This window comes from Nocardia sichangensis, from assembly GCF_047200615.1.
Classification (GTDB): Bacteria; Actinomycetota; Actinomycetes; order Mycobacteriales; family Mycobacteriaceae; genus Nocardia; species Nocardia sichangensis.
The window spans coordinates 155,136-171,475 of sequence record NZ_JBJZOK010000001.1 but is presented as its reverse complement, the minus strand read 5'-3'; the positions used below and the strand labels follow the sequence as shown (position 1 = coordinate 171,475).

The 16,340-nt window shown below is 69.5% G+C and carries 17 protein-coding genes; 5 read left to right on the top strand and 12 right to left on the bottom strand.

Translation table 11 applies throughout. The features are described 5' to 3' along the window. Positions 1-86: 86 nt before the first annotated feature. The 6 genes from fahA to ACL03I_RS00885 form a co-directional block, all read right to left on the bottom strand. On the bottom strand, positions 87-1,265 hold the full coding sequence (gene fahA, locus ACL03I_RS00910) for a fumarylacetoacetase (protein WP_412804899.1): 1,179 nt from the start codon (positions 1,263-1,265) through the stop codon (positions 87-89). Beyond that, positions 1,262-2,458, bottom strand: coding sequence for a homogentisate 1,2-dioxygenase (locus ACL03I_RS00905; protein WP_412804898.1), 1,197 nt, complete (start codon positions 2,456-2,458; stop codon positions 1,262-1,264). The genes fahA and ACL03I_RS00905 overlap by 4 nt, the downstream gene beginning before the upstream one ends. A gap of 65 nt (positions 2,459-2,523) precedes the next feature. After that, positions 2,524-3,150 (bottom strand): TetR/AcrR family transcriptional regulator, encoded by a 627-nt coding sequence (locus ACL03I_RS00900; protein WP_355072123.1) that lies wholly within the window; start codon positions 3,148-3,150, stop codon positions 2,524-2,526. A gap of 71 nt (positions 3,151-3,221) precedes the next feature. Beyond that, positions 3,222-4,052, bottom strand: a complete 831-nt coding sequence (locus tag ACL03I_RS00895; protein WP_356962759.1) for an exodeoxyribonuclease III — start codon at positions 4,050-4,052, stop codon at positions 3,222-3,224. 32 nt (positions 4,053-4,084) lie between these two features. Beyond that, the gene (locus ACL03I_RS00890; protein ID WP_412804897.1) at positions 4,085-5,086 is read right to left on the bottom strand and encodes an N-acetylglutamate synthase, CG3035 family; all 1,002 of its coding nucleotides are present in this window, start codon (positions 5,084-5,086) and stop codon (positions 4,085-4,087) included. Then, positions 5,076-5,666, bottom strand: a complete 591-nt coding sequence (locus ACL03I_RS00885; protein WP_412804896.1) for a peptide deformylase — start codon at positions 5,664-5,666, stop codon at positions 5,076-5,078. Before ACL03I_RS00885 ends, ACL03I_RS00890 begins: the two co-directional genes overlap by 11 nt. A gap of 181 nt (positions 5,667-5,847) precedes the next feature. Between ACL03I_RS00885 and ACL03I_RS00880 the strand changes: the two genes are divergently transcribed. The 5 genes from ACL03I_RS00880 to ACL03I_RS00860 all read left to right on the top strand — a co-directional run bounded on the left by ACL03I_RS00880 (position 5,848) and on the right by ACL03I_RS00860 (position 10,248). After that, positions 5,848-6,201, top strand: coding sequence for a DUF3263 domain-containing protein (locus ACL03I_RS00880; RefSeq protein WP_356962756.1), 354 nt, complete (start codon positions 5,848-5,850; stop codon positions 6,199-6,201). A 48-nt stretch (positions 6,202-6,249) separates the two neighbouring features. Next, a complete protein-coding gene (locus ACL03I_RS00875) occupies positions 6,250-6,807 on the top strand; it encodes a LytR C-terminal domain-containing protein (protein ID WP_356962755.1) in 558 nt (185 codons plus the stop codon). Between the two features lie 162 nt (positions 6,808-6,969). After that, positions 6,970-7,656, top strand: a complete 687-nt coding sequence (sodC, locus tag ACL03I_RS00870; RefSeq protein ID WP_355071662.1) for a superoxide dismutase[Cu-Zn] — start codon at positions 6,970-6,972, stop codon at positions 7,654-7,656. An 11-nt stretch (positions 7,657-7,667) separates the two neighbouring features. After that, positions 7,668-8,813, top strand: a complete 1,146-nt coding sequence (locus tag ACL03I_RS00865) for a glutamate--cysteine ligase (RefSeq protein WP_355071663.1) — start codon at positions 7,668-7,670, stop codon at positions 8,811-8,813. A gap of 76 nt (positions 8,814-8,889) precedes the next feature. Next, entirely contained in the window at positions 8,890-10,248 is a 1,359-nt protein-coding gene (locus ACL03I_RS00860) for a phosphatase PAP2 family protein (protein WP_412804895.1), read from the top strand. A 14-nt stretch (positions 10,249-10,262) separates the two neighbouring features. On the opposite strand, the gene mnhG is transcribed toward ACL03I_RS00860, so the two are convergent. Genes mnhG through ACL03I_RS00830 form a run of 6 tightly spaced genes read right to left on the bottom strand, consistent with a single transcriptional unit; the run spans position 10,263 to position 16,293 of the window. After that, positions 10,263-10,598 carry a monovalent cation/H(+) antiporter subunit G gene (mnhG, locus tag ACL03I_RS00855; RefSeq protein ID WP_412804894.1) on the bottom strand — a complete coding sequence of 112 codons (336 nt, stop codon included), beginning with the start codon at positions 10,596-10,598 and terminating at the stop codon, positions 10,263-10,265. Continuing rightward, complete coding sequence (locus ACL03I_RS00850; protein ID WP_356962749.1) at positions 10,595-10,855, bottom strand: monovalent cation/H+ antiporter complex subunit F; 261 nt, start codon at positions 10,853-10,855, stop codon at positions 10,595-10,597. Before ACL03I_RS00850 ends, mnhG begins: the two co-directional genes overlap by 4 nt. After that, positions 10,852-11,418 (bottom strand): Na+/H+ antiporter subunit E, encoded by a 567-nt coding sequence (locus ACL03I_RS00845; RefSeq protein ID WP_412804893.1) that lies wholly within the window; start codon positions 11,416-11,418, stop codon positions 10,852-10,854. The genes ACL03I_RS00850 and ACL03I_RS00845 overlap by 4 nt, the downstream gene beginning before the upstream one ends. Beyond that, positions 11,415-13,019: a Na+/H+ antiporter subunit D gene (locus ACL03I_RS00840; protein WP_355071671.1), complete on the bottom strand. Its 1,605-nt coding sequence runs from the start codon at positions 13,017-13,019 to the stop codon at positions 11,415-11,417. Before ACL03I_RS00840 ends, ACL03I_RS00845 begins: the two co-directional genes overlap by 4 nt. Beyond that, a complete protein-coding gene (locus ACL03I_RS00835) occupies positions 13,016-13,393 on the bottom strand; it encodes a Na(+)/H(+) antiporter subunit C (protein WP_355071672.1) in 378 nt (125 codons plus the stop codon). The genes ACL03I_RS00840 and ACL03I_RS00835 overlap by 4 nt, the downstream gene beginning before the upstream one ends. After that, complete coding sequence (locus ACL03I_RS00830) at positions 13,390-16,293, bottom strand: Na+/H+ antiporter subunit A (protein WP_412804892.1); 2,904 nt, start codon at positions 16,291-16,293, stop codon at positions 13,390-13,392. The genes ACL03I_RS00835 and ACL03I_RS00830 overlap by 4 nt, the downstream gene beginning before the upstream one ends. Positions 16,294-16,340: the final 47 nt, after the last annotated feature.

Sequence of the window (16,340 nt, the reverse complement as noted above, 5' to 3'; positions counted from 1 at the left end):
CTCGGGTAGCGGCGTACCCGGAGAACGCCGTTCTCAAGCGCGGCTGTCGTCGAACCCGGTATCCGGTGGGACGAGACCGAACGCGTTCAGCGCGGGTGTGCCGGCAGGATCCGGCCGGTGACCTCGCCCAATCCGATCCTGGCCGAACCCGGGCCCGGGGCCGATGCCGTGATCGTCACCGCGTCGCCGTCCTCGAGGAAAGTGCGTTGCTGATCGTTGACCGATACCGGCCTGCTGCCGCCCCAGGACAACTCGATGAACGATCCGCGCTGGCCGGGTTCGGGACCGGAGATGGTGCCAGAGGCGTACAGGTCCCCGGTGCGCGTCGATGCGCCGTTCGCGGTGAGATGAGCCAGCATCTGCGCCGGTGACCAGTACATCCGGGAGTAGGGCGGGTAAGTGACCGGTTGTCCGTTCCACGTCACGGTGAGTTCGATGTCCAGGCCCCAGTGCTCGGTGCCGAGCAGGTAGGGCAGGGGCGCGGGTGACTGCTCGGGCAGCGGTATCCGCGCCGACTCCAAGGCAGCCAGCGGCGTGATCCACGGCGATATCGAGGTCGCGAACGACTTGCCGAGGAACGGGCCGAGCGGCTGGTACTCCCAGGCCTGGATGTCGCGGGCGGACCAATCGTTGACCAGCGCGACGCCGAAGACCCGGTCGGCGAACTCATCGATCTCCACCGGTACGCCGAGCCGCGAGCCGACGCCGATCACGAATCCGAGCTCGGCTTCGATGTCCAGCCGCCGCGACGGGCCGAAATCCGGTGCGCCGGAGTCTGTTCCGCGCTGCCCACAGGGGCGTGCCACATCGGTGCCGGACACCACCACGGTGCCCGCCCGCCCGTGATAACCGACCGGCAGATGGCGCCAATTCGGCAGCAGCGGGTCGCCGTCCGGCCGGAACAGGCGGCCGAGGTTCGTCGCGTGGTCGATGCTGGCGTAGAAGTCCACGTAATCGCCGACACGCACGGGCAGCCGCAACACCACGTCGGACAGCCGATGCACCGCGGCGTGGTCCAGTTCGCCGTCGACCGCCGCACGAATCCGGTCGCGCACCGTCCGCCAGCGCACGGGGCCCTGCGCAAGGAAGGCGTTCAGGCTCGGTTCGGCGAAAACCGAATCATCGAGCAGCACAGCCAAATCGATGACATGTTCGCCGAGCCGCACCCCCACGCGGGGGCCTTCTCCGGTCGGCGCGAACACCCCGTAGGGCAGGTTGTCCGGACCGAACAGCGACTCCGGCGCTACCTCCACCTCGGTCCTCACGCGGGGCCCCGCCCCGACCAGCTCCACGCATAGGTCGGGTCCTCGCAGGCCAGCGCGCCTTCGCCGAGCTCCAGCGGGCGAAAGGTGTCCACCATGACGGCCAGCTCGTCGAAGTACTCGATGCCGATGCTGTTCTCGTACGCGCCGGGCTGTGGACCGTGTGCGTAACCGCCGGGGTGCACCGACACCGAGCCTTGCGTGATTCCGGAGCCTTTGCGCGCTTCGTAATTGCCGCCGCAATAGAACATGACCTCGTCGGAATCGACGTTGGAGTGGTAGTACGGCACCGGGATCGACAGCGGGTGGTAGTCCACTTTGCGCGGAACGAAATTGCAGACGACGAAGTTGCCGCCCTCGAACGCCTGATGGACCGGCGGCGGCTGATGGATACGGCCGGTGATCGGTTCGAAGTCGGCGATATTGAAGGTGAACGGATACAGGCAGCCGTCCCAGCCGACCACGTCGAACGGGTGCGCGGCGTAGACCATCCGCGTGCCGACGACCTGGCCGCCGGGGCGGTGCTTGACCAGCACTTCCACTTCGGTGCCGGGCGCACTGATGGTCTCGGTGGGTCCGTGCAGGTCGCGCTCGCAATACGGGGCGTTTTCGAGCAGCTGGCCGAACTTCGACAGATAGCGCTTGGGCGGCGTGATGTGACCTGTCGCTTCGATCGCGTACGCCCGCAAAGGTTCCGGTCCGGTGGGCCGCCAGCGGTGTGTGGTGGCACGCGGGATGAGCACCTGATCGCCCTGCCGTGCGGGCAGCGCGCCGAACACGGTCTCCACCACCGCCGCGCCCGACTCCACATAGACCAGCTCGTCGCCGATCGCGTTGCGGTACAGCGGCGAACCGCCTTTCGCGACCACATAGGAGATGCGCACGTCCGCGTTGCCCAGCAGCAAGCGGCGCCCGGTCACCGGATCGGTCTCCGCCGGGGTGTCGCCGGGGAACAGCGTGTGCAGGCGCAGATGGCGATGACGCAGCGGATGGTTCGGCGTGGTCCGCTGATCGGGCAGCTCCCAGACCGTCGAATCGACCAGTGCCGGCGGCAGGCCACGGTGATAGAGCAGGGAGGAGTCGCCGGAGAAGCCCTCCTCGCCCATCAGCTCCTCGTAGTAGAGCCGCCCCTGCTCGTCACGATGCTGGGTGTGCCGCTTCGGCGGTACCGCACCCACTTGCCGATAGAACGCCATGACCGTTCCTCCGCCAGCCGGTGGTCGGGTAGTTGATCACCATCGTAGTGCGGCCGAATCCCCGATCAGGCGTTTCGCATGGCTCGGTAGACCGCGGCCCCGACGAACGCGCCGAGATCCGCCGGTGTCCAGCCGTCCTGGTCCGCGAGCAGCGCGCGTACGGCGGCCTCGCCCGCGGACACCCACTGCTCCACCAGCACCGGCAACTTGTGCTCGGCGTCCGCCGTGCCCCAGGCGCGCAGCGTCGGGCGCAGGAGTTTGGTACAGCGCTCGATGACGAGCGCGCGCCCGCGCCCGAAGGAATTCGCGACGGCGGGGTCGGGATTGCCGTAGACCAGCCGCCAGGCGTCCGGCCGGCTCGCGGCCTTCGTCAGCAGGGCGCGGAATCCCTGGACGAACACGGTTTCGTCGGCGTCGACGTCCCGTGGCTTCATCACCTCGAGCACGCCGCTGACCAGGTAGCCCTCCTCGCGCTGAATCAGCGCCTCGATCAGCTCGACGCGATCGGCGAAGCAGGCGTAGACCACCGGCCTGGTCACCTTCATCCGCTCCGCGATGGCGGCCATGGTGACCGCGGCGATGCCGTTCTCCACGGCGATGGCGAGCGCGGTGTCGAGCACCTGCGGACGGCGGCGCTCCGGGCCGAGATGCTGTGCGCGCTGCCGTTGCCGCACGGCCGGGTCGGCGCCCATACCGCCCAGCCTGCCGCCGGTGGCCCGGTTACCGCTGCTGCGGCGGGGGAAAGGCGGCTGCGCCGGGCGGGTCATGAGCGCCCGGGTTCGTCGGCGAACTCGGCGATCACCGGGGCGTGGTCGCTGGCGCCCTTGCCCTTTCGCGCCTCACGATCGACCGTCGCGTCCGATACGGTGGCGGCGAGCGCGGGAGAGGCGAGGATGAAATCGATGCGCATCCCCTCTTTTCGCGGGAAGCGCAGCTGGGTGTAGTCCCAGTAGGTGTAGACGCCCGGTCCTGGCGCGAACGGACGCATGACATCCGCGAATCCGGCGTCCACGACGGCCTGGAAGGCATCGCGCTCCGGCTGCGACGTGTGCGTCTTCTCGGCGAAGTACTCCACGGACCACACATCGTCGTCGGTCGGCGCGATGTTCCAGTCGCCCACCAGCGCGATCTTGGCCTGCGGGTCGTCGGCCAGCCAGCGCGCGCCGTTGTCACGCAGCGCGGCAAGCCATTCCAGTTTGTAGGCGTAGTGCGGGTCGCCCAGCATACGGCCGTTGGGCACGTACAGGCTCCACACCCGCACGCCGCCACAGGTCGCCCCGATCGCGCGGGACTCGACGACCGGCGTGCTGATCAGCGACTCACCCGCGTCCTTGTCGAAGCCGGGCTGGCCGGGAAAGGCGAGCTCGACGTCGGAGAGACCGACGCGGGAGACGATCGCCACCCCATTCCACTGGTTGATCCCCAGGTGGGCGACTTCGTAGCCCAGTTCGTCGAAGCGCTCGAACGGGAACTGGTCGTCGCGGCACTTGGTCTCCTGGATGGCCAGCACGTCGATGTCCTGGCGGTCGAGCCAGTCCGCGACGCGGTCGAGCCGGGAGCGAATGGAGTTGACATTCCAGGTGGCGAGACGCACTGCGGCCTTCCTTCGGGGGTGACAGGTCTGTTCTACCGCAGGCCGCCGGGCCCGGCGAGCGGTTCCGGCGCGGCGTAGCGATAGGTGTGGTGTTCGATGAAGCCCAGTTCGCGGTACATCGCGCGGGCCGGCTCGTTGGTGGCTTCCACCTGGAGATAGGCGTGCGTCGCGCCGCGGTCGCGGCCCCAGCGGATCAGTTCGGCGCAGACCAGCGAGCCGAGCCCGTGCCTGCGGTGCGCGGCGGCCACGGCCACGCAGGTGAGGCCGATCCAGCGGCGTCCGTCCGGGGCGGTGGTGAGTGCGCCGCGGCCGATCGCGATGGGACGCGGCAGGCCGAGCGAGGCGAAGCCGAGTTCACCGTTCAGGACCGCGGTCAGCACCTCGGGATCGGGCGCGGGAATCGTCCGCGCGCCGGGTTCCTCGCCGTCGTAGCGGTGCGTCTCCAGCCAGTCGGCGTCGGGAGCGGGCGCGATCCGCACCATCGAAGGGCCTTGGGGCAGCACGAAATTGTCGATATCGAGAGCCAGCATGGCCGTCTCTCGCCAGCTGTGCCAGCCGGGCGGCACCGGGGCCAGCCGATCGGGCAGCGCGAGCTGCACAGGCAGGCCCTGCGCGGTGTACCACTCGCCGATCCGGTGCAGCGTATCCGCCGACACGGTGGCGGGTCCCTCGGAGCTGCCCAGCGGCACAGCGGAATTCGCGCGCCCGGTGTATCCGTTGCCCGCGCGCGCCAGCCAGCCGTCGATCCACGCGTGTTCGACGCCCGGCCAGCCATAGGCGGCCGCGGCCTCCAGCGCGCGGATCTCTCTGATGCGAATCGGCCTCGGCCCGACGGCTTTCAGCGCGACCACGCGCTCCGGCGCCACCGAGACGAGCTCGCCGCCCACGCCGCGCACGGTCGGCGGGTCCAGGGAGACGAGTTCGCCGATCACGTCGGTCAGCGGTTGTGGATAACCCGCGGGCAGCTGATAGCGCAGCACCACGCGGCGGCCGAGCGGGATATCGGGCAGGCCGGCGGCGGGGTCAGTCGTCATGCACGAACGGGTCGGGGTCGGTGCCGGGCAGCCAGCTCAGACCCGGTGTGCCCCAGCCGTTGCGTTTGATCGCCTTCTTGGCGGCCCGCGCGTTCCGTCCGATCAGCACGTCCACGTAGAGGAACCCGTCCAGATGCCCGACCTCGTGCTGGAGCATGCGGGCGAAGAAGCCCTTGCCCTCCACCTCCACCGGCTCGCCGTTCTCGTCGGTGCCGGTCACCTTCGCCCATTCGGCGCGACCGGTGGGGAACTGCTCCCCGGGCACCGACAGACAGCCTTCCTCGTCGTCGTCCGGGTCGGGCATGGTCTCCGGGATCTCCGAGGTCTCCAGCACCGGATTGACCACCACCCCGCGTCGTCGGGTCGCGGTGCCGTCCGCACCGAGGTCGGGGCAGTCGTAGACGAACAGGCGAAGCGGAACGCCGACCTGGTTGGCGGCGAGCCCGACGCCGTGCGCGGCGTCGAGCGTTTCGTACATGTCCGCGATGAGCGGAGCCAATTCCTCCGGCGATCGAGTGACCCGCTCGGTCGGGTTGTGCAGAACCGGGTCGCCGACGATCACGATCGGGAGGATTGCCATGGGCCAATTATTGCCGTGGGCGCCACGTCACAGCTTCCCGGGTGCCGAAGTGGAGACCGCGACTACCGGCCGGTAGGGAACACGCCGCGCTGCGGGCCCGGCGATTCCTCGCCCGCGTGGTTGAATGTTCCGCGACGTACAAGCACCATTTTCGTCTGGTGGTCACTCGGCGAGGAGCGAGATGGACGGCGCAGCGGCACGGAATCTTTCCGCGACCCACAACGGCCCTTCCGCGAGCGAAGATGGCACGACGGAGCACGCTTCGGCCGAACAGGCCGACGGTGACGGACTGAGCCGTCGCGAACTCGACATCCTGGCCTTCGAGCGGCAGTGGTGGAAGTACGCCGGGGCCAAGGAAGAGGCGATCCGCGAGCTGTTCGCCATGTCGCCGACCCGGTACTACCAGGTGCTGAACGCGGTGGTCGATCGGCAGGAGGCGCTGGCGGCCGACCCGATGCTGGTCAAGCGGCTGCGCAGGCTGCGAGCGAGCAGGCAGAAGGCGCGCGCGGCGCGGCGGCTCGGATTCCAGGTCTGACCCGGCGATGCGGACCCGGACCCGTCCCGTGCGACTAGGCTCGCGAAGGTGAGCTACCCGAACCCCACCTCCGGTGGGCCACCGTTGCGTGCCCTGGCGATGGTGCTGATCGCGTTGGCCATCGTCTTCGCCGGTCTCGGGGCGATGTCGCTGTCGAGTTCCGACGCCGACACCGACGCCTCGGGGACCAGCGCATCGCCGACCTCGAGCGCGAGCGCCGCGCCGCAGGTCCCGGCGAGCACCACCGCGCCCAAGGCGCCGACCTCGTCCACCGCGGTGGCGACCGTGACGCCGACCAGTGCCGCCGCGTCGACCACCACCACGGCGGCGCGTTCGGTCCCGGTGCGCGTGCTCAACAACAGCATGGTGGCCGGACTCGCGGCGAAAACGGCAGGCCAGCTGGAGGCGAGCGGCTGGACGATCGCGGAAACGGGCAACTACCCGGGCTCGAACATCGCCAAAACCACGGTGTACTACGGCGATTCGTCCGGCGACAAGGAGGCCGCGCAGGCCATCGCGGACCAGCTCGGCGCGTCGGTGGCACCGAAGTCGAGTGCGATCGGGGATACCGCGCCGGGTGTAACGGTGATCGTCACGGGTAACTGACCCATATGTGGCCGCTGGTCGCACGCCCGGACCAGCGAACACGCGTGAGGGCGCGCCGCCCTGTCGGGGGCACGGCGGGACGGCGTGGCATCATCTTGTCCGGTAACGAACGTGTCCACCCGCCCTTACTCGTAAACTCGGTACTCGTAAAGGAGTTCCCCGATGGCCCCGTCCACAACTCGACGCCCGTCCTGGCGGACTGTGACCCCGGTGCTCGCGGTCGCGGTCTTCGGCCTCGCCGCATGCTCGAACAGCCAGGAGTCGAGTGACGTCCAGGGAACGACCCCGCCGGTGTGGAGCGGGTCGCCCGCTCCGGCCGGGCAGTCGAGCACCGAGCACGGTGGCTCGCCGAACGCCGAGCAGGGCGTGAACGTGCAGCTGAAGGACCCCTCGGGCGCCTCGGTCGGCACCGCGAACTTCGCCAAGGACGGCAACCACCTGCAGCTCACCGTCGAGGCGCACGGCCTGCGCCCCGGCTTCCACGGCCTGCACGTGCACCAGGTCGGCAAGTGCGAGCCGAACTCCGTCGCGCCGACCGGCGGCCCGGCGGGCGACTTCCTGTCCGCCGGTGGTCACCTGCAGGTCGGCAGCGCCAACGCGCATCCGGCCAGCGGCGATCTGACCTCGCTCGAGGTGCGCGGCGACGGCGTCGCCAAGCTGATCACCACCACCGACGCGGTGACGCTGGACGACGTGAAGGGCAAGGCCCTCATCATCCACGCCGACGCCGACAACTTCGGCAACATTCCCAACCGTTACTCCCGTGCCGATGGCGTCGCGGGTCCCGATGAGACGACCCTAGCGACGGGCGACGCGGGCGGCCGTGTCGCTTGTGGCGTGATCCAATAGCGCGGTGGCATATGGCCGGGGCAGGAATCGAACACGTTCCCTTCGATGGTTCGCCCCGGCCCACCATCGGGGTCGAATGGGAGATCGCCTTGGTCGACAAGGTGACCCGCGACCTGTCGAATACCGCCGCGGCGGTATTCGATTCACTCGGTGAGCTCCGTGCCCACGACGGCACACCCCAGGTCACCAAGGAATTGCTGCGCAACACCGTCGAACTCGTCACCGGGGTGCACGAGACCGTCGGCGCGGCGGTGGAGGACCTCACCGGCACGATGAACACGGTGCGCCGTGCGGCCGAGCAGCTCGGTGTCGACTTGTTCTGCGCGGGCACCCATCCGTTCGCGCAATGGTCGGCCCAGCAGCTGACCCGATCGGAGCACTACGACGAGCTGATCGAGCGCACCCAGTGGTGGGGTCGCCAGATGATGATCTGGGGCGTGCACGTGCACGTCGGAGTCTCTCACCGCGACAAGGTTTTTCCGATCCTCAACTCGTTGCTGCTGTCGTATCCGCATCTGCTCGCGCTGTCGGCGGGCTCGCCGATGTGGTCGGGATCGGACACCGGCTACGCGAGCAACCGGACGCTCATGTTCCAGCAGTTGCCGACCGCGGGCCTGCCGTTCCAGTTCGAGAACTGGACCCAGTTCGAGCATTTCGTGCACGATCAGATCAAGACCGGTGTCTTCACGCAGCTCGGGGGCATGCACTGGGACATCCGCCCGGCGCCGAAGTGGGGCACCATCGAGGTCCGGGTGTGCGACGGGATCTCCACGCGCGCCGAGCTCGCCGCGATGGCCGCGCTCATCCATTGCCTCATCGTCGACCTCGACCGCCGCGTCGAGAACGGCGAGGAACTGCCCACCCTGCCGCCGTGGCACGTGCAGGAGAACAAGTGGCGCGCCGCACGTTACGGGCTGGATGCGATCATCATCACCGACGCCGACAGCAACGAGCGGTTGGTCACCGACGACCTGGCGGATCTGCTGAACCGGCTGGAGCCGACGGCGGCGCGGCTGGGCTGCGCGGACGAACTCGCCCTGGTCGCCGAGATCCCCAAGCGGGGAGCCTCCTACCAGCGGCAGCGCCGGGTTGCCGCAGCGTCGCAGGGAGATCTGGTCGCGGTGGTGGACGCGCTGGTCGAGGAGCTGAAACAGTAGCGATCGGCCGCGTATAGGTCGGTTGCTGTTCAGCTGGCCAGGGGGATGACGTTCACCCCACGTTTACTATGGTCGGATGCTTGTCGAATACCCGGGTTCCAGAGCAGGAAGCGCGGTCTCGCGCCGTCGCGTACCGCGGACTCGGATCCGGGTCGTCGCGGCGGTGGCCGCGGTGCCGGTCCTGCTGATCGTGTTGCAGGGCGTAGCCATCTGGCAGGGATTCGAAGGCCCCCTGGAGAGCTTGGGGCGGGACTACATCGGCACACCGAAATCGATGTCGGTGCCGTGGGCCGGACTGGTCCTTGCGCTGGTGGGTATTTCGGCCCGTCGCAGGCTGGTCGCGGTGGGTGTCGCGGCTGCCATCGATGTGGCGTGGGCCGGTGTCCGCTTGCTGGCGGGAGAGCCGTTCGCGATCGGGAACGGCCCCGTGATCGTGCTGACCGGCTTGGCGCTGGTGGCCTGGCTGCGCTGGTCCGGAACCGAACGGCGGGACGCGCTGCACGCCGCCGCGCTCGGCGCGCTGCTCGTCCTGGCCACCAAAGTGGGCGATGTCTGGTTGCACGTCACCGTGATCGGCAGACCGACGGTGCTCGACGAATACGTGATCCTGGCCGACCATGCGCTGGGCGATCCGTCGTGGGTGCTCGGGCGGGCGGTGGACACGCTCGGGCCGGTGGTCTACGCGGTGCTGCACTGGGTCTACATCGAGCTGCCCGTGGCGGCGATCGTCGTGGCCGTGTGGCAGCTGCGCCGAGTGGTGTCGTCGGGCCGGTGGCCATCGCATTACCTGGTGCGCACCTTCCTGGTGCTCGGCTTGATCGGTCCCTTGGTGTACGTCCTCTTCCCGGTGGTCGGTCCGATGTTCGCGTACGGCCCGGACGGCAACGGGCTGCAATTGGGCAACTACTGGCCGGGGGTGGTGCCGCCGATCGATCGCAACCCGCTGCCGCTGCCGTTCGACGCGGCGGTTCCACGCAACTGCATGCCTTCGATGCACACCGCCTGGGCGCTGTCGGTGTTCCTGCACACCCGCCGCGACGGCGACGGCGAGCCCGCTCCGCGCTGGCTGCGCTGGGGCGGCGCGTTCTGGCTGCTGGCCACCCTCACCGCCACCCTCGGTTTCGGCTACCACTACGGCGTCGACCTGGTCGCGGGCGCGGTGCTGTGCCTCACCGTCGAATCGGCGCTGCGCGCACCGGAGCGCGGCTGGGGATGGTTCCGGATCCGGTTGGTCGGCGCAGGCGCGGTCGTGCTGGCCACGCTGCTGCTGTCCTACCGGTACCTCGCCGTGCCGATGGCCGAGTATCCGGTGCTCGCGGGCACGGTCGTGCTGGGACTGCTGGCCGGACTGGCCGCGGCGTTCCACGCGACGTGGTTCGCGACCGCGCGGCAGCCGGAACAGGCCGTCCGCGAGGTCGAGCCCGTCGCGCGCTGAGGCCGGTCACGCGGCTAATCGACGTCGTCGTCGCGCATCTCGTTCACGCGCAACAGGCCGTCGCGGTGGCGCTGCTCGCGGTAGGCGGTGCGGCCGATCAGGTGGGCGATCACCGGGGCGGTCAGCAGGGTGAACAGCCCGACCAGCACCAGCATCCAGACGTTGCCGTGTCCGCCCAGCTGGATCGCGGCGCCCGCCAGCACCAGGATCAGCCCGATGACCTGTGGCTTGGTGGCGGCGTGCATCCGGGTCAGCGTGTCGGGAAAGCGCACGATCCCGATCGCCGCCGTGAGCGCCAGCGTCGAGCCGAACAGGATCAGGGTGCCCGCGAGCACGTGCCAGAGGTTCATGTGTCGTCCCGCACTCGGAATCGGGACACCGCGGCCGAGCCGAGGAACCCGACCAGCGCCAGCGCGACGATCGCGGGCACCACGGTGGTGTCGGCGCTGTAGGCCGCCCAGACGGCCAGCCCGGAGGCGGCGATGGCGATCAGCGAGTCGATGCCGACCACCCGGTCCAGCGTGCTCGGCCCCATGACGACGCGATACGTGGTGATCAGTGCCGCCGCGGTCAGGATGACGGCGGCGAGGACGGCGACGACGGTCACGATGTCACCTCCGGGGGAGAGGGCGGCCGGGAGTACGGCCATCCGGTCGGGCGTTCGAACGTTTCGATCAGCAGGCGTTCCAGCCGCCGGGTGGTCCGGAAGAACTTGTCCACCGCCGCATCGCTGCCGACATCGAGAACGTGCACGTAGACGACGCAGCGCCTGCGGTCGATCTCCAGCACCATGGTGCCGGGGATCAGGTTGAGCAGGTCGGCCCACAGCACCAGCACCAGATCCGATCTCGTGCCGGAGTACACGCGCAACACGCCGGACACCGGGGTCTGCTTGGGGCGGATCGCGAGCCAGGCGACCTGAAGACTCGACTCCAGCGCGTAATACGCGCTCGCCAGGATCAGCTCGGGCAGGGGAAACGGGTTCAGCCGCCCGGACACCGGCACGCGCGGCAGCGGCAGCGCCACCATGATCAGCGCGGCGACCGCCAGCCCGCCCAGTACATTCGCGATGCTCAGATCGCCCCACAGGGCCAGCCAGACCACGGTGAGCCATACGAGGATGCCGACGCGGACGGTCGTGTCGCGCACCGGGCCCCGCTCGGCGCTCATCGTGGGCTTCCCGGCGATTCGCCCAGCACCGCACCGATGTACACGCCGGGATCGCGCAGGTCCACCGCGGCGCGGTCGGCGATCATGAGGATCGGCCCGGCCAGCACCGTCAGGCACAGCCCCACCGTCACCAGGGCCGCGGTGGACAGCACCATCAGCGGCGGCATGCGGCCGGGATCGGTGCGCTCGTCGTAGTGCACGTCGGTCGCTTCCTCGATCAGCGTCGGCGGCCTGGCCGCGGTGAGATGGCCCTCCGGCGCGTCCTCGCGGGGCCGCCAGAACGCTTTGCTCCATACCCTGGCGACGGTGTAAAGCGTGAGCAGGCTGGTGAGCACGGCGCCGCCGACCAGCACCCAGGCCAGCACGCTGCCGCGTTCGGCGCCGGCCCGCAACAGCGCGACCTTGCCGATGAACCCGGAGAACGGCGGTATCCCACCGAGATTCAGCGCCGGGACGAGGAACAGCACGGCCAGCAGCGGGCTGGCCGCGGCGAGCCCGCCCAGCCTGCGCAGCGAGGTGGATCCGGCTTGCCGCTCGATCAGTCCCGCCACCAGGAACAGCGTGGTCTGCACCAGAATGTGGTGCGCCACGTAGAACACCGCGCCCGACAGCCCGGCCGCGTTGGCGAGGCCGACGCCGAACACCATGTAGCCGATGTGACTGACCAGCGTGAACGACAGCAAACGGCGGATGTCGCTCTGCGCGATGGCGCCGAGGATGCCGATGAGCATGGTGAGCAGGCCCGCCACCAGCAGCACCGAGTCGAAGCCGCCGTCGGGGAACAACAGCGAGTGGGTCCGGATGATCGCGTACACGCCGACTTTGGTGAGCAGACCGGCGAACACGGCGGTGACCGGCGCCGGGGCGGTCGGATAGGAGTCGGGCAGCCAGTTCGACAGCGGGAAGACGGCCGCCTTGATGCCGAAAGCCACCAGAAGCACTGCGAAGATCGCCGTGCGCGTGCCCTCCGGCACGGCGCCGAACCGGACCGCGAGCTGGGCGAGATTCAGCGTTCCGGTGGCCGCGTAGGTGAGCCCGATGCCGGCGAGGAAGATCAGCGACGAGACCGACGAGACCATCACGTAGGCCACGCCCGCGCGGATGCGTTCGGTGGTCGCGCCCACGGTGAGCAGCACGAACGACGCCGCGAGCAGGATCTCGAAGCCGACGAAGAGGTTGAACAGGTCACCGGCGAGGAACGCGGCCGAAACACCGGCGGTGAGCACCAGATACGTGGGCCGGTAGATCGAGGTGGGCTGCCGCTCGTCGCCGTCGCGGATGTTCTGGCCCGCGCCGTAGAGGTTGACCGACAGCAGCACGATGGACGAGACCAGCAGCATCGCCGCCGACAGCCGGTCCACCACCAGCGTGATGCCGATCGGCGCTGCCCAGTCGCCCACCTGCAACGCGGTGGTGCCGTCCCGGTCGACCAGGAACAGCAGCAACCCGCAGATCACCACGACAGCGGTGAGCGCCCCGACGCTGACCGCGCTCTGGATGCGCGGCCTGCGCCCGAACACCAGCGTGGCCGCAGCGCCGAGCAGGGGGACGAGCACCGGCAGCGGGGTGAGGACCGGCAGCAGGCCGGGTGAAAGGCTCACGTCTCCGGGTCCTCTCCGATACGACGCCGGGCGACATCCACGTCCTCTTGGTCGTTGGCGACGTCGTCGCTGGTGGTGAGCATGTAGGCGCGGTAGGCGAGGGCGAGCACGAATGCCGCGATGCCCATGGTGATCACGATGGCGGTGAGCACCATCGCCTGGGCGAGCGGGTCGGCCATCTCCTCGGTGTCGGCCGTGCCGCGGATGGGCGGTTTGCCGCGACCGCCGCCCGCGGTGAGGATCAGCAGGTTCACCGCGTTGCCGAACAGGATCAGCCCGAGCAGCATCTTCGACACGGCGCGTTCCAGGAGCAGGTATACCCCGCACGCGACGAGGATGCCGATCACCACCAGCAGGGTCAGATTCGCGGTCACGTCGCGGAACCTCCGTTCGCCGAGGGGGTCTCGGCGTCGGCCAGCTCGCTGTCCAGGCGCGCGCCGAGACTGCGCAGCACGTCCAGCACCAGGCCGACCACGATGAGGTAGACGCCGAGATCGAACAGCAGCGCGGTGACCACCTTGACGTGCCCGATCACCGGCAGCGAAACCTCGATGATCGCCGAGGACAGCGGCGGCGCGCCGAGCAGCAGCGACGAGACGGCAGTGCCCGCGGCCAAGGTGAGGCCGGCGCCGAGGATGTGGCCCGCGTCGACGGGCAGTGCCTCACCCAATTCGTAGCGGCCGCCCGCGAGGTACCGCAGGGTCAGCGCGAGCCCAGCGGTGAGCCCGCCCGCGAACCCGCCGCCGGGCGCGTTGTGGCCGGAGAAGAAGAAGTAGACCGACAGCACCATGATGGTCGGGAACACCAGCCGCGTGGTGATCTGCAGGACCATCGAGCGTTCGGCCCGGGCCACCAATCGGCCCGCGGGCAGCCAGCTGACCAGCTCCGGATCGTAGTCGGGGGAGTCCGTCGCGCGCGGCGCGCTGCCGAAGCGCCTGCTGCGGAACACCAAAGAGGCCACCCCCGTCGCGGCGACGACGAGCACCGAGATCTCACCGAGGGTGTCCCACGCCCGCAGGTCGACGAGCAGGACGTTGACGGCGTTCTTCCCCCCGCCGAATTCGTAGGCGGCACCGGGAATTCTGAGCCAGATGGGTTCGGCGGTGCGGGCCGCCACGGCGAACCCGGCCAGGACCGCGACCATCGTCCCGGTCCCGACGGCCAGGACCGCTCTGCGCAGCTTGAACGCGGCCGTCCGGCTCGGCTCGATCGTCGCGGGGAAAGCGCGCAGCACCAGCACGAAGATGACCAGCGTGAGCGTCTCCACCAGGAATTGGGTCAGCGCGAGGTCGGGCGCGCCGTGCAGCGCGAAGATCACGCCGCTGCCGTATCCGGTCACCCCGACGACCAGCACGCTCGCGAGCCGGTTGCGCAGCACCGTCGCGGCGAGCGCGCTCACCGCCATGATCGCGCCGATGGCCGCTTGCAGCGGCGAGTCCCACAACCGCAGCGTGACTCCGGTGCGGGTGCCGAGGGCGAGCAGGACGGTCGGCAGGACGATGAGCGTGACCAGGATCGCGGCTTGGCTCAGCGGCAGCGACCCGCGCTGCACCGCGCCGGTCATCCGCAGCGAGAGGGTGTCCATCGCGCGCAGCGTGGCGTCGTAGGCGCGGTCGGCGTTGCCGAGGCGCGGGTGCGCCGATTCGGCGAAGCGGCCGCGCAGCCGCCACAACACGACGCCGACCGCGACGATCAACAGTGTCGACGCGAGCGCGGCATCGAAACCGTGCCACAGCGCCAGATGCGAAAACGGAACGGCGGCCAGCGTTTCGGCGTAGGGGCGCAATCGTGCGTCGAGCCAGGACGGGGCGAGACCGGCCGCGAGGCTCGCGACGGCGAGGATCACCGGTGCCGCGAGGAACAGAGCACCCGGCGGATGCCAGCGGAGACGACGCTCGGCTTCCGGCTGATCTTCGGCGACGGGTACTTCGCTCGGGTGGTGTGCGACGGGCGTGGCGCCTGCCGCGGGTTCCGGCTCGCGGTCCTTGTCCGCGAAAGCGCCCCAGACGAACCTGATGCTGTAGCCGACGGTCAGCATCGACCCGAGCACCACTCCGGTGAACACCGCGCCGCGTACGGGCGCGGTGAGCACGTCCGCGTCCAGTACGGCGTTCAGCGCGCTTTCTTTGCCGACGAAGCCGAGCAGCGGCGGTATGCCCGCCATGCTGAGCGCGGCCAGGACCGCGGTGGCGCACAGCACGGGAGCCCGACGGCCGAGCCCGGACAAGCGGCGCAGATCGCGCGTGCCCGCACCGTGGTCGATGATCCCGACCACCAGGAACAGGCACGCCTTGAACAGCGCGTGCGCGACGACCAGCGCGACTCCGGCCAGCGCGGCATCGGGTGTGCCGATGCCGACCAGCACGATCAGGAATCCCAGCTGGCTCACCGTGCCGAAGGCCAGCACCAGTTTCAGATCCACCACCTGGAGCGAGCGCAGCCCGGCCAGCAGCATCGAGGCGAGGCCGAGGGTCAGCACCAGCGGATGCCACACGGGGTTCTGCGCGAACGCCGGTGCCAGGCGCGCGATCAGGTACACGCCGGCTTTCACCATCGCCGCGGCATGCAGGTACGCGCTCACCGGGGTCGGTGCGGCCATCGCGCCGGGCAGCCAGAAATGCAAGGGCACTACGGCGGATTTGGTGAGCGCGCCCACCAGGATCAGGGCCACCGCGACATTCACCGCGGTCCCGCTCGGGTTGGTCCCGGATAGGAGATCCGACAGCAGATAGCTGCCGTTCACGGTGCCGAGCACGACGATGCCCGTCAGCATCGCCAGTCCGCCCGCTCCGGTCACCAGCAGCGCCTGGATCGCGGCCCTTCGGCTGGCCGCCTGCTCGGCGTTGTGACCGATCAGCAAGAACGACAGCACCGTTGTCGCTTCCCAGAACACATAGAGCAGAAGCATGTTGTCGCTGGTGACCAGCCCGAACATGGCGCCGGCGAACGCGACCAGCTCGGCGGCGAACACCCCGAGCCGCGGCTCGTCGTCCTCGAAGTACCGGGCGCAGTAGATCAGCACCAGCGCCCCGATGCCCAGTACGAGCGCGCACAATACCGCCGCGAGGGTGTCGAAGCGCAGATCGATGTTCAGGGCGATGCTCGGCGCCCAGGTCAGCCGAACTCGCTGCGGCTCGGACCAATTCGCGATCACCCAGGCGAAGCCGCCGAGCGGGACCACAGCCAGTAGAAAGAATGCGTTGCGCCCCAGTGCCCGCACCCACAGCGGAGCCACCAGGGCGGCCGCGGCATGAGCGAGCAGGATTGCGAGCAAACTTCACTCCGTCGGGTAGGGGCGGCGGGGTGTCCGGCACAAGCCTA